At 72.1% G+C, this 19636-nt stretch carries 15 protein-coding genes and 1 pseudogene; 7 read left to right on the forward strand and 9 right to left on the reverse strand.

The features are described from left to right. Positions 1–13: 13 nt before the first annotated feature. A complete protein-coding gene (locus ACWDD7_RS15295; protein WP_450457651.1) occupies positions 14–1222 on the reverse strand; it encodes an acetate kinase in 1209 nt (402 codons plus the stop codon). Then, positions 1219–3318 (reverse strand): phosphate acetyltransferase, encoded by a 2100-nt coding sequence (gene pta / locus ACWDD7_RS15300; protein WP_450457652.1) that lies wholly within the window; start codon positions 3316–3318, stop codon positions 1219–1221. Before pta ends, ACWDD7_RS15295 begins: the two co-directional genes overlap by 4 nt. Before the next feature lie 209 nt (positions 3319–3527). Between pta and ACWDD7_RS15305 the strand changes: the two genes are divergently transcribed. Next, positions 3528–4553 (forward strand): ATP-dependent 6-phosphofructokinase, encoded by a 1026-nt coding sequence (locus tag ACWDD7_RS15305; protein WP_450457653.1) that lies wholly within the window; start codon positions 3528–3530, stop codon positions 4551–4553. 49 nt (positions 4554–4602) lie between these two features. On the opposite strand, the pseudogene ACWDD7_RS15310 reads toward ACWDD7_RS15305, so the two are convergent. From ACWDD7_RS15310 to ACWDD7_RS15320, 3 genes and pseudogenes are all read right to left on the reverse strand, one after another. Then, positions 4603–4707 (reverse strand): annotated as a pseudogene (locus tag ACWDD7_RS15310) (carbohydrate ABC transporter permease); the annotation flags it as partial. A 2-nt stretch (positions 4708–4709) separates the two neighbouring features. After that, positions 4710–5393 (reverse strand): response regulator, encoded by a 684-nt coding sequence (locus ACWDD7_RS15315; RefSeq protein WP_450457654.1) that lies wholly within the window; start codon positions 5391–5393, stop codon positions 4710–4712. Beyond that, positions 5390–7099, reverse strand: coding sequence for a sensor histidine kinase (locus ACWDD7_RS15320; protein ID WP_450457655.1), 1710 nt, complete (start codon positions 7097–7099; stop codon positions 5390–5392). Before ACWDD7_RS15320 ends, ACWDD7_RS15315 begins: the two co-directional genes overlap by 4 nt. A gap of 153 nt (positions 7100–7252) precedes the next feature. Here ACWDD7_RS15320 and ACWDD7_RS15325 point away from each other — a divergent pair, with 153 nt between their 5' ends. Next, complete coding sequence (locus ACWDD7_RS15325; protein ID WP_450457656.1) at positions 7253–8629, forward strand: cation:dicarboxylate symporter family transporter; 1377 nt, start codon at positions 7253–7255, stop codon at positions 8627–8629. 105 nt (positions 8630–8734) lie between these two features. On the opposite strand, the gene ACWDD7_RS15330 is transcribed toward ACWDD7_RS15325, so the two are convergent. After that, complete coding sequence (locus ACWDD7_RS15330; RefSeq protein WP_450457657.1) at positions 8735–9358, reverse strand: TetR/AcrR family transcriptional regulator; 624 nt, start codon at positions 9356–9358, stop codon at positions 8735–8737. A gap of 142 nt (positions 9359–9500) precedes the next feature. Here ACWDD7_RS15330 and ACWDD7_RS15335 point away from each other — a divergent pair, with 142 nt between their 5' ends. The 5 genes from ACWDD7_RS15335 (at position 9501) to ACWDD7_RS15355 (ending at position 15345) form a co-directional block, all read left to right on the forward strand. Continuing rightward, entirely contained in the window at positions 9501–11171 is a 1671-nt protein-coding gene (locus ACWDD7_RS15335; protein WP_450457658.1) for an MFS transporter, read from the forward strand. 95 nt (positions 11172–11266) lie between these two features. After that, positions 11267–12031 carry a DUF2127 domain-containing protein gene (locus tag ACWDD7_RS15340; RefSeq protein WP_351874436.1) on the forward strand — a complete coding sequence of 255 codons (765 nt, stop codon included), beginning with the start codon at positions 11267–11269 and terminating at the stop codon, positions 12029–12031. Between the two features lie 153 nt (positions 12032–12184). Next, entirely contained in the window at positions 12185–12613 is a 429-nt protein-coding gene (locus tag ACWDD7_RS15345) for a MerR family transcriptional regulator (protein WP_450457659.1), read from the forward strand. Continuing rightward, on the forward strand, positions 12610–12942 hold the full coding sequence (trxA, locus tag ACWDD7_RS15350) for a thioredoxin (protein WP_351874441.1): 333 nt from the start codon (positions 12610–12612) through the stop codon (positions 12940–12942). Before ACWDD7_RS15345 ends, trxA begins: the two co-directional genes overlap by 4 nt. Positions 12943–13110: 168 nt before the next feature. Beyond that, positions 13111–15345, forward strand: a complete 2235-nt coding sequence (locus tag ACWDD7_RS15355) for a HelD family protein (protein ID WP_351874458.1) — start codon at positions 13111–13113, stop codon at positions 15343–15345. 76 nt (positions 15346–15421) lie between these two features. On the opposite strand, the gene glgB is transcribed toward ACWDD7_RS15355, so the two are convergent. From glgB to ACWDD7_RS15370, 3 genes are all read right to left on the reverse strand, one after another. Next, the gene (gene glgB, locus ACWDD7_RS15360) at positions 15422–17632 is read right to left on the reverse strand and encodes a 1,4-alpha-glucan branching enzyme (RefSeq protein WP_450457660.1); all 2211 of its coding nucleotides are present in this window, start codon (positions 17630–17632) and stop codon (positions 15422–15424) included. 28 nt (positions 17633–17660) lie between these two features. Then, positions 17661–19031, reverse strand: coding sequence for a maltokinase N-terminal cap-like domain-containing protein (locus tag ACWDD7_RS15365; RefSeq protein ID WP_450457661.1), 1371 nt, complete (start codon positions 19029–19031; stop codon positions 17661–17663). A gap of 90 nt (positions 19032–19121) precedes the next feature. Continuing rightward, positions 19122–19636 (reverse strand): alpha-glucosidase C-terminal domain-containing protein (locus ACWDD7_RS15370; RefSeq protein WP_351874449.1); only part of this gene is annotated, 515 nt, incomplete at its 5' end.

The raw sequence follows: 19636 nt of genomic DNA on the forward strand, positions 1-19636 counted from the left end.
GCTCAGGTGCTGCTCAATTGCTCTTTCCGACCAGTGCGTAGGTCTGCGTCGCGATCTCCAGTTCTTCATCCGTCGGCACCACGGCCACGGCCACCCGCGCGGACGGGGGCGAAATCAGCCGGGCCTCGTCACCGCGGGCGCCGTTCAGCTCCGGGTCGACCGCCGCGCCCAGCCCCTCCAGGCCCGCGATCGCCGCCTGGCGCACGGGCGCCGCGTTCTCGCCGACCCCGGCGGTGAACGCGATCGCGTCCACCTTCCCGAGCACGGCGTAATAGGCGCCGATGTACTTCTTGATCCGGTGAATGTAAATGTCGAAGGCGAGAGCGGCTTGCTGGTCGCCCTCGTCGATCCGGCGGCGGATCTCGCGCATGTCGTTGTCCCCGCACAGACCGAACAAGCCGCTCCTCTTGTTGAGAAGAGTGTCGATCTCGTCCATGGACATTCCGCCAACCCGTACCAAATGGAAGATGACGGCCGGATCCAGATCACCGGAGCGCGTACCCATCACCAGCCCCTCCAAAGGCGTCAGCCCCATGGAGGTGTCCACGCACCGGCCCTTCTCCACCGCCGACGCCGAGGCGCCGTTGCCGAGGTGCAGCACGATCACGTTGACGTCGGAGGGGTCCTTGCCCAGCAGCCGCGCCGTCCTGCGCGAGACGTAGGCGTGGGAGGTGCCGTGGAAGCCGTAGCGGCGCACCCGGTAGCGGTCGGCGAGCCTCGGGTCGATCGCGTAGCGCGCCGACGACTCCGGCATGGTCGTGTGGAAGGCGGTGTCGAAGACGGCGACCTGCGGCAGGTCGGGGCGCAGCGCGCGGGCGGTGCGGATGCCGGTCAGGTTGGCCGGGTTGTGCAGCGGGGCGACCGGGATCAGCCGCTCGATCTCGGTGATCACGCCGTCGTCGATGACCGTGGGCTCGGTGAAGAACATCCCGCCGTGCACCACCCGGTGCCCGATCGCGAGCAGGTCCGGCGAGTCGATGCCGACGCCGTCGCGGGCCAGCTCCCCGGCGACCGCCTTGAGCGCGGCGTCGTGGTCGGCGATCGGGCCGTTCTGCTCGCGCGTCCCACCGGTGCTCACGCAGGTGTGCCGGAGCCGGGACGTCTGCTCGCCGATCCGCTCGACCAGACCGACGGCGAGCCGGCTCGCGTCGCGCATGTCGAGCAGCTGGTACTTCAGCGACGAGGAGCCGGAGTTGAGGACGAGGACACGGGTCGCGGTCACGGTACGCGGACGCTTTCTGCTCGGTCTGCGGAGGTCTGGGCCTGGATCGCCGTGATGGCGACGGTCGTCACGATGTCCGTCACCAGGGCGCCCCGGGACAGGTCGTTGACCGGCTTGCGCAGGCCCTGGAGGACCGGTCCCACGGCGATCGCGCCGGCCGAGCGCTGCACGGCCTTGTAGGTGTTGTTGCCGGTGTTGAGGTCCGGGAAGATCAGCACGGTGGCCTGCCCGGCGACCTCGGAGCCCGGCAGCTTGGTCGCGGCGACGGTGGGCTCCACGGCGGCGTCGTACTGGATCGGCCCCTCGATCTTCAGGTCGGGCCTGCGGGCGCGCACCAGCTCGGTGGCCGCGCGCACCTTGTCGACGTCGGCCCCCGTGCCGGAGGTGCCGGTGGAGTACGACAGCATCGCGATCCGCGGCTCGACCCCGAACCGGGCCGCCGTGCCGGCCGACTGGATGGCGATGTCCGCCAGCTGCTCGGCGTCGGGATCGGGGTTGACCGCGCAGTCGCCGTAGACCAGGACCCTGTCGGCCAGGCACATGAAGAACACCGAGGAGACGATGGAGGCCTCGGGCCGGGTCTTGATGATCTCGAAGGCCGGGCGGATGGTGGCCGCCGTGGAGTGCACCGAGCCGGAGACCATGCCGTCGGCGAGGCCCTCCTCGACCATCAGGGTGCCGAAGTAGTTCACGTCGGTGACGACGTCGTACGCCAGCTCCATCGTGACGCCCTTGTGGGCGCGCAGGGCCGCGTACCTCTCGGCGAAGCCGTCGCGCAGCTCGGAGGTGGCCGGGTCGATCAGCTGGGTGTCGCCGAGGTCGATGCCCAGGTCCGCGGCCTTCTTGCGGATCTGGTCCGCGGGGCCGAGCAGCGTCAGGTCGCACACGCCCCGGCGCATCAGCACCTCGGCCGCGTGCAGCACCCGCTCCTCGGTGCCCTCCGGGAGCACGACCCGGCGGCGGTCGGCGCGGGCCCGTTCGAGGAGCTTGTGCTCGAACATCATCGGGGTGACGCGGTCGCCGCTGGTCGCGGAGATGAGGTTCGCCAGCTGCGCGGTGTCGACATGGCGTTCGAACAGGCCGAGCGCGGTCTCCGCCTTGCGCGGGGTGGCGGCCGTCATCCGGCCCTCCAGGGAGAACAGCCGCTCGGCGGTGAGGAAGCTGTTGCCGCGCACCGACAGGACCGGGGTGCCCGGGGCGAGCCGGGCGGCCAGCGTGAGGATCTCCTTGCTCGGCACCTCGTCCAGGGTGAGCAGCATGCCGGCTATCGGCGGGGTGCCGGCGCTGTGCGCGGCCAGCGCGCCCACGACCAGGTCGGCGCGGTCCCCGGGGGTGATGACGACACAGCCCGGGGTCAGGGCGGTCAGCAGGTTCGGCAGCATGGCGCCGCCGAAGACGAAGCCGAGGGCGTCCCGGGCGAGCCCGGAGTCGTCGCCGAGCAGCACCCTCGCGTCCAGGACCTGGGCGATCTGGGCGATGGTCGGCGCGGACAGGGCGGGCTCGTCGGGCAGCACGTAGCAGGGCACCGGCAGCCGGGAGGCGAGCCGCTCGGCGATCTCGTCGCGGTCCTCGCGGGCCACCCGGTTGGCGATCATGGCGAGGACGTCGCAGCCGAGGCCCTGGTAGGCGCGGTAGGCGTTGCGGACCTCCGCGCGCACCGACTCGGCGTTCTGGCCCCGGCCGCCGACGACCGGGAGCACCGGGGCGCCGAACTCGTTGGCGAGGCGGGCGTTGAGGGCCAGTTCGTCGGGGAGCTGGGTGGCGGCGAAGTCGGTGCCGAGGACGAGGACCACGTCGTAGTCGCGGGCCAGCAGGTGGAAGCGGTCCACGAGGGCGGAGACCAGCTCGTCGGTGCCCTGTTCGGCCTGGAGGGCGGAGGCCGTTGGGTAGTCCATGCCGTAGACGGTCGCCGGGTCCTGGGCGAGGCGGTAGCGCGCCCGCAGCAGCTCGAACATCCGGTCGGGGCCGTCGTGCACGAGCGGGCGGAAGACGCCCACCCGGTCGACCTGCCGGGTCAGGAGTTCCATGACCCCCAGCTCCACGACCTGGCGGCCGTCGCCGCGGTCGATGCCGGTCACGTACACGCTGCGCGTCACGTGTGCACTCCGTTTCTGTCGCCTCTGCCGCATGAGCGGCACAAACATCGTCGTCGGCAAAAAAATCGCCCGCCCAGGTGAGCAGAACCATCTTGACAATACCCTTCGGCCGGGATAAGGCGCCCGTCAGGATCCCGGCCCTCCCGGCGGCGTGAAACAATCGGAGGAGGCTCACGCAGGACGAGACAGCGAGCAGGAGACACAGCACGATGCGCATCGGAGTTCTCACCGCAGGCGGCGACTGCCCCGGCCTGAACGCCGTGATCCGTTCGGTCGTGCACCGCGCGGTGACGCAGTACGGCGACGAGGTCATCGGATTCGAGGACGGCTACCGGGGACTGCTCGACCGCCACTACCGTGCCCTCGACCTGGACGCCGTCAGCGGCATCCTGGCCCGGGGCGGCACCGTCCTCGGCTCCTCCCGCCTGGAGCGGGACCGGCTGCGCGAGGCATGCGAGCGGGCCACCGACATGGCCGAGGAGTTCGGCATCGACGCGCTGATCCCGATCGGCGGCGAGGGCACGCTGACGGCGGCCCGGATGCTGTCCGACGCCGGCCTCCCGGTCGTCGGCGTGCCCAAGACGATCGACAACGACATCTCGTCCACGGACCGCACCTTCGGCTTCGACACCGCGGTCGGCGTGGCCACCGAGGCGATGGACCGCCTCAAGACCACGGCCGAGTCCCACCAGCGGGTGATGGTGGTCGAGGTCATGGGCCGGCACGCGGGCTGGATCGCGCTGGAGTCCGGCATGGCCGCCGGCGCGCACGGCATCTGCCTGCCCGAGCGGCCCTTCGACCCCGCGGACCTGGTCAAGATGGTCGAGGAACGGTTCGCGCGCGGCAAGAAGTTCGCCGTGATCTGCGTCGCCGAGGGCGCGCACCCCGCCGAGGGCACCATGGACTACGGCAAGGGCGAGATCGACCAGTACGGCCACGAGCGCTTCCAGGGCATCGGTACCGCGCTCGCCTACGAACTGGAGCGCCGCCTCGGCAAGGAGGCCAAGCCGGTCATCCTCGGGCACGTGCAGCGCGGCGGCGTCCCCACCGCCTACGACCGCGTCCTCGCCACCCGTTTCGGCTGGCACGCCGTCGAAGCCGCCCACCGCGGCGACTTCGGCCACATGACCGCCCTGCGCGGCACCGACATCCGGATGGTCCCGCTCGCGGACGCGGTCACCGAGCTGAAGACGGTCCCGAAGGACCGGATGGACGAGGCGGAGTCGGTCTTCTAGAAGCCGGCCGTCACGGCCCGGACGTCACGCCTTTGCCCCTTCCTGCCGGTCAGCCCTTGACCGCGCCCCCCAGCGCGAAGCCGTTCCCCAGGCGGCGGGAGACCAGGACGTACAGCAGGATCACCGGCGTGGAGTAGATGACGGAGAACGCGGCGGTCAGTGCGTTCCCGACACCCACCGGTAGACCAGCTCCGGCCGTCCGACCTGGCCGTACAGCGGACTGCGCGCGGCGCGGCCGGTCTCCACCAGGTGCTCCAGATAGCGGCGGCCGGTGATCCGCGATATGCCCACGGCCTCGGCGACCCCGGCCGCGGTGAGCCCGTCGGCCGCCCCGCGCAGCGCGCCGGTCACGCGCTGGAGCGTCGGCCCGCTGAGCCCCTTGGGCAGCGCGGCGGGCGCGGGCGCCCGGAGTACCGCGAGCGCCCGGTCCACCTCGTCCTGCCCGCTCGCCTCGCCCGCCGCACCCCGGAACTCGGCGTAGCGCACGAGCCGGTCGCGCAGCGTGGCGAAGGTGAACGGCTTGAGCACGTACTGCACGACGCCCAGCGAGACCCCCTCGCGCACCATCGCCAGATCACGGGCCGAGGTCACCGCGATCACGTCCGCGTGATGGCCCGAGGCCCGCAGCGAGCGCGCGAACTGAAGCCCGTGCACATCGGGCAGATGGAGATCGAGGAGGAGCAGGTCCACCTCCGTGCGGTCCAGGACCCGCCGCGCCTCCGTGCCCGTGCGGGCCTTGGCGACCGCGACGAAACCCGGCACGCGGCCCACGTACAGTTCGTGCGCGTCGGCGGCGACCGGGTCGTCCTCCACCACCAGCACTCTGATCGGGTCCGTCACACGACACCGCCCTCGGCCGGCACCGGCGCCGTGCGCAGCGGCAGCCGCACCTCGAACACCGCGCCGCCGTGACCGGCGTCGTCCCGCACGGTGAGCGTGCCCGCGTGCCGGGCCACCGCCTGCCGTACGAGGGCGAGCCCGAGCCCCCGCCCGCCGGGCCCGGCCGGTTTGGTCGTGAACCCCCGCTGGAAGACCAGGTCGGCATGGGCGGGGTCGACGCCGGGGCCGGTGTCGGCGACGCGCAGCACCAGTTCGGGGGCCGGCGCGGCCGAGGTATCCAGGGGGTCCGCGGCGGGGGCGGAGTCCTCCGGGGCGTCCGGGGCATCCCGGACCTCCGAGGCGTACGCCGTCACGGTCACCCGCGCCCGCGCGCTGCCCTGCGCCGCGTCCACCGCGTTGTCGATCAGGTTGCCGAGGATGGTCACCAGGTCCCGCGCGGGCAGTTCGCCCGGCAGCAGACCGTCGTCCAGCCGGCTGTCCGGCGACACCACCAGCTCCACGCCCCGCTCGTTGGCCTGCGAGGTCTTGCCCAGCAGCAGCGCGGCGAGGACCGGCTCGCTCACCGCCGCCACGACCTGGTCGGTCAGCGCCTGCGCCAGCTCCAGCTCGGCCGTGGCGAACCCCACCGCCTCCTCGGCCCGGCCCAGTTCGATCAGCGAGACCACGGTGTGCAGCCGGTTCGCCGCCTCGTGCGCCTGCGAGCGCAGCGCCTGGCTGAAACCCCGCTCCGTGTCCAGCTCGCCCATCAGCGACTGGAGTTCGGTGACATCGCGCAGGGTGGCGACGGTGCCCCTGCGTTCGCCGCCGGAGACCGGGGAGGTGTTGACCACCAGCACCCGGGACGCGGTCAGGTGCACCTCGTCCACCCGGGGCCGCGACGACAGCAGCGCGCCGGTCAGCGGGGCCGGCAGCGCCAGTTCGGCCACCGAACGGCCCACGACCTCGTCCTCCTCGCCGACCCCGAGCAGTTCCCGGCCGCCGTCGTTGATGAGCGCCACCCGGTAGTGCCCGTCGAGCATCAGCAGCCCCTCGCGTACCGCGTGCAGCGCCGCCTGGTGGTAGTCGTGCATCCGGCTCAGCTCGGTGGCGTTCATGTTGTGGGTGTGGCGGCGCAGCCGGGCGTTGATGACGTACGTGCCCACCGCGCCCAGCAGCAGCGCACCGCCGGCCACCCCGAGCAGCGCCGTGACCTGGTCCTGGAGCCGCTCGCTGATCCGGTCCACGGTGATCCCCGCGCTGACCAGGCCGACGATCCTGCCGCCGTCCGTGACCGGGGTCACCGCGCGCACCGAGGGGCCGAGGGTGCCGGTGTAGGTCTCGGTGAAGGTGTGGCCCCGGCGCGCGGGGGCCGTGGTGCCGAGGAAGCTTCTGCCGATCTGCCGGGGGTCGGGGTGGGTCCAGCGGACCCCGGCGGGGGTCATGATCGTGATGAAGTCGACGTTGGTGTCGCGGGTGACCTTCAGGGCGTACGGCTCAAGGAGAGCGCTCGGGTCCGGGGTGCGGATCGCGGTACGGACCGCGGGGGAGTCGGCGATCGACCGGGCCACCGCGGTGGCCTGCCGGGCGGCCGCGTCCTCGGCCTGCCGCCGGTCGCTGACGTAGGTGAACAGCGCGTATCCGGCCACGACCACCGCTATGAGCACCGCCTGCATGGCGAACAGCTGGCCCGCCAGGCTGCGAGGGCGGGTCAGGGACGGAAGGCGCATGTCAGCCAGTGTGCCCCCGGTTCACGCGTGAACTAAATGAACGCAAGCGTGACCGCCCTCACAGGACGGGAGATAGTCACCGCGTTCCCAGCATCGCCCGGACGTGAGCCGCACGCCGGTTGTGCACCGACGAAGACGTCAAGGAGGGCAGCCGTGGCCGCCACCAGTCCCGATACGGCACCTGCCGCACCCCGCGCCCGGCGGGACCGGACCCATTACCTGTACATCGCCGTCATCGTGGCCGTCGTGCTCGGCATCGCGGTCGGCCTCATCTGGCCGGATGCCGCGGTCCAGCTCAAGCCGCTGGGCACCGGGTTCGTCAATCTGATCAAGATGATGATCTCGCCGATCATCTTCTGCACGATCGTGCTCGGCATCGGATCGGTGCGCAAGGCGGCCAAGGTGGGCGCCGTCGGCGGCATCGCCCTCGGCTACTTCCTCGTGATGTCGCTGGTGGCCCTCGCCATCGGGCTCGTCGTCGGCAATGTGCTGCACCCCGGTGCCGGACTCCATCTGACGGACGCCCTCAAGCAGACCGGACACGCCCAGGTCAGCAGTGACGCGTTGCCGCCCGTCGACTTCGTCCTGTCGATCATCCCCCAGACCTTCGTGTCCGCCTTCACCGAGGGCCAGGCGCTGCAGACGCTGCTGGTCGCCCTGCTGGCCGGATTCGCGCTCCAGGCCATGGGCCCGGTCGGGCAGCCGGTGCTGCGCGGCGTCGAGCACATCCAGCGGCTCGTCTTCCGCATCCTGTCCATGGTCATGTGGGCGGCGCCGGTCGGCGCCTTCGGCGCGATCGCCGCGGTCACCGGTTCGGCCGGCCTGGACGCGCTGAAGAGCCTCGCCGTGCTGATGCTCGGTTTCTACGTCACCTGCGTGCTGTTCGTCTTCGTCGTGCTCGGCGCGGTGCTGCGGATCGTCGCCGGGGTGAACGTCTTCGCCCTGTGCAAGTACCTCGCCCGCGAGTTCCTGCTGATCCTGTCCACGTCCTCCTCCGAGTCCGCGCTGCCGCGTCTGATCGCGAAGATGGAGCACCTCGGCGTCAGCAAGCCGGTCGTCGGCATCACCGTGCCGACCGGGTACTCCTTCAACCTCGACGGCACGATGATCTACATGACCATGGCGTCGCTGTACATCGCGGACGCGCTGGGCACGCCGATGTCGGTCGGCGAGCAGATCCCGCTGCTGCTGTTCCTGCTGCTCGCCTCGAAGGGCGCGGCGGGTGTCAGCGGCGCGGGCCTCGCCACGCTGGCGGGCGGCCTCCAGTCGCACAAGCCCGCGCTGGTGGACGGCGTCGGTCTCATCGTCGGCATCGACCGCTTCATGAGCGAGGCGCGGGCGCTGACGAACTTCGCGGGCAACGCGGTCGCCACGGTGCTCGTGGGAACGTGGACCAAGGAGATCGACAACGAGCGGGTGCGGAAGGTGCTCGCGGGGGAGCTGCCGTTCGAGGAGACGGCGATGGACGCCGCGGCGGGTACGGTGGCCGAGGTCCCCGAGCCCCGCGAGGAGAGGCTGGCCAAGGCATAGCCCCGACTCCTTCTCCGGCTGTCCGGCCCCGCCTGAACCGGGGCCGGGCCGCCGGCTGTTCGGACACGTTCGTGAACCCCGGCCGGGTGTACGGCCGTTCCCGGGCTACGTGTCCGAACTCACCTCGGCCACCAGCGCGGTGGCCGTCGAGGCGGGTACGCCCGCCGCGGTCAGGATGGTGACCGCGGCGGAGCGGCCCGCCTCCTGCGCCGTCAGCAGGCCGTCGTTGACCGCGTCCATGACCGCGAAGACGGTCTGCTCGTGCACGTAGGCGAGAGCGGGCGCGGGCAGCGGCGAGGTGAACACACCCTCGTCCAGGCCCTGCTGGAGCACCCGGACCTTGGCCGCGCGGAGCGGGGCGAGGCGCTCGCGGATGCCCTGGACGGTGACCGTGCGCTGGGCCAGGGCGATCAGCAGCCGGTAGCGGTCGGCGGTCGCCCAGAGCGCGAGCACCGAGCGGGCGAGCGCCTCCGCCGGGTCCGTCACCCCCGTGCGCACCGCCGCGTCCGCGTCCGCCAGCGCCTGCACCGCCTCGTCGGTGAGGGTGCTGATCAGCGCCTCGCGGCTGGGGAAGTGGCCGTACACGGTCCGGCGTACGACTCCGGCTGCGCGCGCGATCTGGTCCATCGAGGCGTCCGGGTCGCGCAGCAGCTCGGCGAGGGCGACGTCGAGGATGCGGCGCCGGTTGGCGTCGGCGCGGCTGGGGTTACCCGTGGTCATGGCAGCCATTCTGCACGTCCTCTCCGGATCGGCCGGTACGCCCTCCCTCGACTTGCACAGCATTGTGCAACGGCGTACATTGCACATCGTTGTGCAATTGCACGAGGTTGTGCAAGTTCCGTCGCGAATCCGAGGAAGGCAAACCCCTGCCATGCGACTCGTCATGACCGAACCGGTCGAGAAGATGGAGCGCCCGTACGCCCGGCGCTGGTGGGCACTGCTCGTGCTCTGCCTGAGCCTGCTGATCATCGTGATGGCCAACACCGCCCTCACGGTCGCGGCGCCCGACATGACGAAGGACCTCGGCCTCTCCAGCGCCGACCTCCAGTGGGTGATCGACGGGTACACCGTGCCCTACGCGGCGCTGATGCTGCTGCTCGGCGCGATCGGCGACAAGTACAGCCGGCGCGGGGCCCTCGTGCTCGGCCTGCTGGTCTTCGGCGGCGGCGCGGTCTTCGGTTACCTCGCGGACAGCGCGGCGACCGTGATCACGGCGCGCGCCGTGATGGGCGTCGGCGCGGCGCTGATCATGCCGGCCACGCTGTCGCTGCTCGCGGCGACCTTCCCGCGGGCCGAGCGGGCCAAGGCGATCACGCTGTGGACGGCGACCGCGGGCCTCGCCATCGCCGCGGGCCCGGTGGTCGCGGGCGCGCTGCTGCGTGACCACGGCTGGTCCTCGACGTTCCTGATCAACGTGCCGATCGCGGCCGTCGCCCTCGTCGCCGCCCTCGTCCTGGTCCCGCCGTCCAAGGCGGGCCACCACGACCGCATCGACTACGTCGGCGGCCTGCTGTCGGTGATCTGGACCGGCTCGCTCGTCTACATGATCATCCAGGGACCGCACTTCGGCTGGAGCGGCAAGGCCGTCGCCGCCGCCGTGATCGCGGGCGTCGGCCTGATCGCCTTCGTCCTGTGGGAGCTGCGCCACCCGCGCCCGATCCTGGACGTCCGCCGCTTCGCGCACCGCCGCTTCGCCGGCTCCAACCTGGCCGTCGCCCTGTTCTTCCTGGCCGTCTTCGGCGCGTTCTACTTCCTCACCCAGCACCTCCAGTTCGTCCTCGGCTACGACGCCCTGGAGACCGGCGTACGGATGCTGCCGCTGGCCGGCGCCGTGTTCGTCGGCTCGGCCCTCACCGGCTGGCTCACCCCGCGTGTCGGCATGAAGTGGACCGTCAGCGCGGGCATGGTCGGCGGCACGGCGGCGCTGGCCCTGCTCACCCAGGTGGACGCCGGCTCGACGTACGGCGACTTCGTGGCCCCGCTGATCATCCTCGGCCTCGCCATCGGCCTCGCCCTCTCGCCCTGCACGGACGCGATCATGGGCGCGTTCCCCGAGTCCGAACTGGGCGTCGGCGGCGCGGTCAACGACACCTCGCTGGAGCTCGGCGGCTCCCTCGGCATCGCCATCCTCGGCTCGCTGCTGGCCACGTCGTACGGCGACCACCTCACCGACGCCACCGCCGGCAGCAAGCTCCCGCCGAGCGCCCTGGAGACCGCCCAGGACTCGGTCGGCGCCGGCTACGCCGTCGCCCAGGGCATCGCCGACAAGGCCCACCAGGCCGCCGCCCAGGCCGCCCACGCGAGCACCCCCCAGCAGGCCGCCCAGCTCAAGCAGCAGGCCGCCGAGCTGGCCACCGGCGCCCACCGGATGGCCGAGGCCGTCGGCTCCTCCTTCTCCGACGCCGTCGCCCACACCAGCCTGGTCGGCGCGGTCATCCTCGGCATCGGCACGGTCGTGGTCGCCTTCCTGCTGCCGCGCCACGTGACGTCCGCCGACGTGAGGGAAGCGAAGAAGGAACTGGCGGAAACCACCGCCGGCTGACGCTTTCTCGCCAACATCCACTAACGTGCCGTGCCGGATGACCGGAACGGCACGTCAGTGTGTGGCGTCTGTAGGTGCATGGAGGCACGGGGGACATGAAGATCGACTGGGACCGGCGGACCTGCGCGCGCAAGGGGCACGTGACCTACGCGCCGGACGATCCGCGGCTGCGGGTACGGCTGCACGCCCAGACCGCGCTCGGGGACGTGTGGCGCTGTCTGCGCTGCGGCGACTTCGTGCTCGGTGAGCCGCACGGGTCGGGGCCGGCGGAGGACGCGCCGCTGGTGCCGCGCGGCAAGGTGCTGCGGGACCTGTTCATCCTGCGGTTCCTCGCGATCGAGCGGGCCGTGCGCGGGGTGTTCATCGTCCTGGTCGCGGTGGCGGTGTGGAGGTTCAGCAACAGCCAGGACGCGGTACGGCGGCTGTTCAACGAGTACCTGACCGTCCTGCGTCCCGTCTTCCGCCACTTCCACTACGACCTCGACCACTCACCGGTGGTCGGCTCCATCCAGAAGGCCTTCGGCTACAAGCACTCCACGCTCCTCCTGGTCGCCGGAGTGCTCCTCGCCTACGCCCTGGTCGAACTGGTCGAGGCGGTCGGCCTCTGGCGCGCCAAGCGCTGGGCGGAATACCTCACCGTGGTCGCCACCGCCGCCTTCCTCCCCCTGGAGATCTACGAGCTGACCGAGAAGATCAGCTATCTCAAGATCGCCACCCTCACCCTCAACATCCTCGCCGTCCTCTACATCGCCCTCGCCAAACGCCTCTTCGGCCTGCGCGGCGGCCGCCGCAAATTCGACGAGGAGCGCCACAGCGCGTCGCTGCTGGAGGTGGAGGAGTCGGCGGGGGTGCTGGTCTGAGGACCGCCGCCCGCGCACCGAGGACCGCCGCACCCCGCCGGGTGCGGCGGTCCTCGCCGTACCGGGGGTCCTCGCCGGTCCTCGCTCCGGTGCCGGACCGAGTCCGCCGCCCCGTTTGCCTTGACGTCCGCGTCAAGGCCTACCGTCGCACCCATGCGAATCGGCGAGCTGGCCGCTCGGGCCGGGACCACGGCGCGGGCCCTGCGGTACTACGAGGCGCGGGGGCTGCTTCCGGCGCGGCGGGACGAGAAGGGCCATCGGGCGTACGGCGAGGAGGATCTGCGGCTGCTGGAGCAGATCAGGACGCTGCGGGACTTCGGGTTCGAGCTGGAGGAGACGCGGCCGTTCGTGGAGTGTCTGCGGGCGGGGCACCCGGAAGGGGACTCGTGTCCGGCGTCGCTCGTGGTCTACCGGCGCAAGCTCGCGGAGCTGGACGCGCTCATCGGGCAGCTGACGGAGGTGCGGGAGACCGTCGCGGAGCAGCTGCGGCGGGCCGAGCGGGCCCGCGACGAGCTGGCCGCCGACGCGCTGGCTCCGGGGGGTCCGGAGCCCGTGTGCGAACTGGGAGGGCAATTCTCATGAGCTCGACGAGCGGACTCGCCGACGTGACGGACGCGGATTTCGAGGAGGAGGTGATCGGTGCCGACCTGCCGGTGCTGGTGCAGTTCACGGCCGACTGGTGCGGGCCCTGCCGGCAGCTCGCGCCGGTGCTCAGGGACATCGCCCGGGAGGAGGGGGACCGGGTGAAGGTCGTACAGGTCGATGTCGACCGCAATCCCCGGACGACCCTCGCGTACCGCGTGCTGTCCACGCCCACCCTCATGGTGTTCCGGGACGGCGGGCCCGTGCGGTCCATGGTGGGGGCGCGGCCCAAGCGGCGGCTCCTGGCGGAACTCGCCGACGTGCTGTAAAGCCGATCCGAACACGAGAAATCCCCCGGACAATTGCGTCCGGGGGATTTCTGCGCGTATATTCGATGGTTCGTGACTTCACGCACACGCGGTCACGGAAAAGCTTTGTGGGCACAGTATATCCGGGCGGGAGCGGAATTGTCAAACACCGAATTTCCAGACGATGAATTGCGCCGCGAGCAGGAATTCATCGACGGACTGTACGCGCGCGTGGACGTGTTGCGGGGTGCGGTCGAGACCTCGGTCGGGGACGCGCTCGCGCAGGGTGACAAGCCCATGCAGGCCCGGCTGGAGCGGGACATCCTGGTCGCGGAGCGGTCGGGGCTGCTCGCCGCGCTGAACGCCGTCGACGGCTCGCTCTGCTTCGGGCGGATCGATCTCGCGGACGGTACGACGCACCACATCGGCCGGATCGGGCTGCGCGCGGAGGACGCCGAACGCACCCCGGTCCTGATCGACTGGCGTGCCGAGGTCGCCCGCCCGTTCTACCTCGCCACCGGCCACACCCCGATGGGGCTGCGGCGGCGCCGGCACATCGCCACCGAGGGCCGCACCGTCACCCACCTGCACGACGAGATCCTCGACCTCGGCGACGCCACCCGCACCGGGCACGAGGACCACAACGGCGACGCCGTGCTGCTGGCCGCGCTGAACTCGGCGCGCACCGGCCGGATGGGCGACATCGTGCGGACGATCCAGGCCGACCAGGACCGGATCATCCGGGCGCCGCACCGGGGCGTGCTGGTCGTGGAGGGCGGTCCCGGCACCGGCAAGACCGCCGTGGCGCTGCACCGCGCGGCGTACCTCCTGTACGAGCACCGGGAGCTGCTGGCCCGCCGGGCCGTGCTGATCGTCGGGCCCAACCCGGCCTTCCTCGGCTACATCGGCGAGGTGCTGCCCTCCCTCGGCGAGACCGGCGTCCTGCTGGCCACGGTCGGCGAGCTGTTCCCCGGGGTGAAGGCCACCGCCACCGACACCCCCGAGGCCGCCGCGGTCAAGGGGCGCGCCGACATGGCCGACGTGCTCGCCGAGGTCGTACGCGACCGGCAGGCGCTGCCCGACCCGGTCCTCGCGATCGAGCACGACCGCGAGGTGCTGATGCTGGACGACGGCCTGGTGCGTGTCGCCCGGGAACGCACCCGCGCCGCGAAGCTGCCGCACAACGCGGCCCGCGAGCACTTCGAGGGGCACATCCTCAACACCCTCACCGAGCTGTACGCCGAGCGGGTCGGCACCGATCCGTACGACGGCAGCAGCCTGCTCGACGCCTCCGACATCACCCAGATCCGCGACGAACTCGCCGAGAACCCCGAAGTCTGGTCAGCCATCGACCTGTTGTGGCCCCGGATCACCCCGCGGCGGCTGGTCGCCGACTTCCTGGCGGCGCCCGAGGGGTACGTCGCCGACGAGGACGCCGCGGCCATCCGCCGGCCGGTGACCCGCGCGTGGACCGTCGCCGACGTCCCGCTCCTGGACGAGGCCGCCGAACTCCTCGGCGAGGACGACCGGTTGGCCCGCCACCGCGCCGACCGCGACCGCACGGCCCGGATCGCCTACGCGCAGGGGGTGCTGGACGTGTCGTACGCGTCGCGGACCTATGAGTTCGAGGACAAGGAGGACGGTGACCCGGACGCCTCCGAGGTGCTGTCCGCGCACGACATCATCGACGCCGAGCGGTTCGCCGAGCGGCAGGAGGAAGAGGACCACCGCAGCGCGGCGGAGCGGGCCGCCGCCGACCGCACGTGGGCGTTCGGGCACATCATCGTGGACGAGGCGCAGGAGCTGTCGCCGATGGCCTGGCGGCTGCTGATGCGGCGCTGCCCGACGCGTTCCATGACCCTGGTCGGCGACCCCGCGCAGACCGCGGAGGCGGCCGGGGTCGGCTCCTGGTCGAAGATCCTCGCGCCCTATGTCGAGGACCGGTACGAGCACACGCGTCTCGGCGTCAACTACCGCACCCCGTCCGAGATCATGGACCTCGCCGCGGCCGTGGTCCGCGCCGAGCACCCGGACTTCCGGCCGCCCAGCTCCGTGCGGTCCACCGGGGTACGGCCCTGGGTGCGGCGGGCGGACGACGACCTGCCCGGCGCGGTGGCCAAGGCGGTCGCCGAACTCACCCCGGTGGAGGGCAGGCTGGCGGTCATCGCCCCGCGCCGCCTGCACCGCGCCGTCGCCGCCCGCCTGGACGGCGTCACCGCCGGTGCCGAACCCGACCTCACCCGGGCGGTCGTCCTCCTCGACCCCCGCCAGTCCAAGGGGCTGGAGTTCGACTCGGTCCTGGTGGTCGAACCGGGCGAGTACGGCACCAGCGACCTGTACGTCGCCCTGACCCGGGCCACCCAGCGGCTGGGGGTCCTGCACACCGGCGACCTGCCCGCGGCCCTGGCCCGGCAGGACGCGTAGCGCCTCGCGGGCCCCGGAGACGTCCTCTCCGGGGCTCACAGGACAGGACCTCTCGGCGTCCGCCGAGAAGAGGAGGCTAGGCCGGTCGCAGCCACACCGTGGCCGAGGGCGGCAGGGTCAGGCGGACGGCGGTCGGGTGGCCGTGGGCGCCGCGGGGTTCCGGTTTCAGGGGGCCCGGGTTGGTCACGCCGCTGCCGCCGTAGTGCCCGGCGTCCGTGTTCAGGCATTCCGTCCACGCCGGGACGTCGTCCGGGACGCCGATGAGGTAGTCGGGGCGGACGACGGGGGAGAAGTGGGAGACGGCGAGGAGGGGGGTGCCGCGGGCATCGCGGCGGAGGAAGGCGAGGACGTTGTCGGACGCCGCGTCCCCGGCGATCCACTCGAAGCCCGCGGGGTCGGTGTCGCGCTGCCACAGGGCCGCAGTGGCCCGGTAGCGGCTGTTCAGGTCGCGGACCAGGTCGAGGACGCCCCGGTGGTCGGGTGCGGCGGGGTACGAGGGGTCGAGCAGCCACCAGTCGGGGCCGTGGGCCTCGGACCACTCGGCGCCCTGGGCGAACTCCTGGCCCATGAAGAGGAGTTGCTTGCCGGGGTGCGCCCACATGAAGGCCAGATAGGCGCGCAGGTCCGCGCGTTGCCGCCACCAGTCGCCCGGCATCTTCGAGACGAGGGAGCGCTTGCCGTGCACCACCTCGTCGTGGGATATCGGCAGGACGTAGTTCTCGCTGTACGCGTACGCCATGGAGAACGTCATCTCGTGGTGGTGGTACGCGCGGTGCACGGGGTCGTGCGCCATGTACCGGAGCGAGTCGTGCATCCACCCCATGTTCCACTTCAGCCCGAAGCCCAGCCCGCCGAACCCGCTCGGCCCCCGCACATGGGTCGGCCGGGTCACCCCGTCCCACGCCGTGGACTCCTCGGCGATGGTCACCACGCCCGGACAACGGCGGTAGACCGTGGCGTTCATCTCCTGGAGGAAGGCCACCGCGTCCAGGTTCTCCCGGCCGCCGCGCTCGTTCGGCCGCCAGCCGCCCGGCTCGCGCGAGTAGTCGAGGTAGAGCATGGAGGCCACCGCGTCCACGCGGAGCCCGTCCACATGGAACTCCTCGCACCAGTAAAGGGCGTTCGCCACCAGGAAGTTGCGCACCTCCCGACGGCCGAGGTCGAACTCCAGCGTGCCCCAGTCGGGATGCGCCGCCCGCAGCGGATCGGGGTGCTCGTACAGCGGCCGACCGTCGAACTCGGCCAACGCCCACGCGTCACGCGGGAAATGGGCCGGCACCCAGTCCATCAGCACCCCGATGCCGGCCCGGTGCAGCCGGTCCACCAGGTACTTGAAGTCGTCCGGGGTGCCCAGTCGGGCCGTCGGCGCGTAGAAGCCGGTGACCTGGTATCCCCAGGAGCCGCCGAAGGGGTGCTCGGCGACCGGCATCAGCTCCACGTGCGTGAAGCCCGTGTCCGCCACGTAGGAGGTGAGCTGGTCGGCCAGTTCGCGGTACGACGACCCGGGCCGCCAGGACGGGAGATGGACCTCGTACACGGAGAACGGCGCCTCGTGCACCGGGGTGTCACCGCGGCGCGCCATCCACTCCGCGTCCCCCCACTCGTGGTGCGACACGTGCACGATCGAGGACGTGGCCGGCGGGGCCTCGGTGCGCCGGGCCAGCGGGTCGGCGCGCAGGGTGCGCGAGCCGTCGGGCCGGGTGATCTCGAACTTGTACAGCTCGCCCTCGCCGATCCCCGGCACGAACAGCTCCCAGACCCCCGAGGAGCCGAGCGAACGCATCGGAAACCCGGTGCCGTCCCAGAAGTTGAAGCTCCCGGCGACCCGGACGCCCCGCGCGTCCGGTGCCCACACCGCGAACCGGGTTCCGGGCACCCCCTGCCGGGTCGTGACGTGCGCCCCGAGGGCCCGCCACAGCTGCTCGTGCCGGCCCTCGCCGATCAGATGCAGGTCCAGCTCGCCGAGGGTGGGCGGGAACCGGTAGGCGTCCTCCGTCTCGTGGACCGTGTCGTCGTACGCCACCCGCAGCCGGTACGCCTCCGGTACGGCGTCCAGCGGGAGCAGCCCGGAGAAGAAGCCGTCGCCGTCGTCGCGCAGCGCGGTGCGCAGTGTGCCGCGGACGACGGTGACCGAACGGGCGTGCGGGCGGAAGGCCCGGAAGGCCACCCCGCCCGGCACCGGATGGGCGCCCAGGACGGCGTGCGGGTCGTGGTGGGTGGCGCCCAGCAGCCGCGCGCGGTCCTCGGCGGCCACGGCGGGATCGGACAGGTGCTTCTGCGACGTCACGAGCGAGTCTCCCGGGGCGAGAGTCGGGTCAGTGAGGGTCGGACGCGGCGAGGCGGCGGACCGCCGACAGCGGCACGGGCAGCCAGTCGGGGCGGTGGCGGGCCTCGTACACCACCTCGTAGACGGCCTTGTCGGTCTCGAAGGCGCGCAGCAGCACCGGATCGGTGCGCGGGTCGCGGCCGGACACCTCCGCGTACCCGGAGCAGTAGGCGGCCCGGCAGCCGTGCGTCCACCCCGGCGCCGGTGAACTCACCGAGCGGGCCGCGTAGTCGAAGGAGCGGAGCATCCCCGCGATGTCCCGCTCCGTCGGCTGCGGCAGCCGCCGCTCGGCCGGGGGCCGGGCGGGCTCGCCCTCGAAGTCGATCAGCGACCAGTCGCCGGACGGCGCGCGCAGGCACTGCCCGAGGTGCAGGTCCCCGTGGATCCGCTGGGCGGTCCAGGTCCTGCCGCCCGCGGCCAGCTCGGCCAGCGCCGTGTACGCCGAGCCCAGCTTGGCCTCGTACGGCCGCAGCGCCGGTACGGCCCGGCTCGCCGCCGCCAGCCGCTCGGTCATCCCGTCGACCAGCGGCCCGAGCTGGGCGGGTCCGAGGGTGACCGTCGGCAGGGCGCGCGCCAGCGCGGTGTGCACCTCGGCCGTGGCCCGGCCCAGCGCCCGCGCCTCGGCGGTGAAGTCCTCACCCTTGGCCAGCTCGCGCAGCGCCAGCTCCCAGCCGTCGGCGGCCCCGCTCACGAAGGGCTGCAACACCGCCAGGACGTACGCCCGTCCGCCCAGTTCGGCGCGGAGCCACGCCGTCGGGGCGGGCACCCGAGGGCAGCCCTCGCGGGCCAGCGCCAGCGGCAGCTCCAGATCGGGGTTGACGCCGGGGACGACCCGGCGGAACAGCTTGAGAATAAACGTATCTCCGTAGACGACCGAGGAGTTGGACTGCTCGGCGGCCAGCAGCCGGGCCACCAGATGCGGCCGGATCTCCTGGCGCGGGTCCCGCTCGAAGCGCAGCCCCCCGACGCGGGCCCCGGTGCGCAGCGCCTCCAGGAGCACCTCGGCGGGCCGGCGGTCGTACAGGGCGTCGTAGACCGTGTGGCCGGCGAGCGGGCCCCGGGTCACATGGCCGATCAGCGCGGGCGCCAGCCGGGGCGGCAGCGCCTCGCGCGCGCCTATGAGGAGCTGGTAGCAGTCGCCGGGGTGCGCGGAATCCGGTGGCTGGTGGACACGCAGGAGCACGTGGAACAGGCCCAGCCTGCCCTCGGCGGGCAGGAGTCGGGTCACGGACACGGGCGTGAAGCCGGTGACCGGGCGGCCCTTGCCCGCGAACCAGCGCTGCCGGGGCAGCCAGACGCGCAGCAAGGGAGCCAGTGAGTCGAGGGTGCTGCTCGATGAAGGGGTGACCGCTTCCGTCATGGGCGTCACGTCCTTTCCCCGGGTCGTCGGGGTGTCACTGATGCGTGCCCGGGGTGGGGCGATGGAAACGCACCGCCCCACCCGCCGGGACTACGCCGGGTCGCGGCGCAGCCGGAACCAGTAGAAGCCGTGTCCCGCGAGGGTCAGCAGATACGGCAGGTCGCCGACCGCCGGGAAGCGCACCCCGCCGAACAGCTCGACCGGGTGCCGTCCGCCGAACCGGCTCAGATCCAGCTCGGTGGGCTGCGCGAACCGGGAGAAGTTGTGGACGCACAGCACCAGGTCGTCCTCGTACTCGCGCAGGAAGGCGAGCACCGCCGGGTTGGTGGACGGGAGTTCGTCGTACGAGCCGAGTCCGAAGGCGGGGTTCTGCTTGCGGATCTCGATCATGCGCCGGGTCCAGTGCAGCAGCGAGGACGGCGAGGACATCGACGCCTCGACGTTGGTGACCTGGTAGCCGTAGACCGGGTCCATGATCGTGGGCAGGAAGAGGCGTCCCGGATCGCTGGACGAGAAGCCGGCGTTGCGGTCCGGTGTCCACTGCATGGGGGTGCGGACGGCGTCGCGGTCGCCGAGCCAGATGTTGTCGCCCATGCCGATCTCGT

This window comes from Streptomyces sp. NPDC001056, from assembly GCF_053598955.1.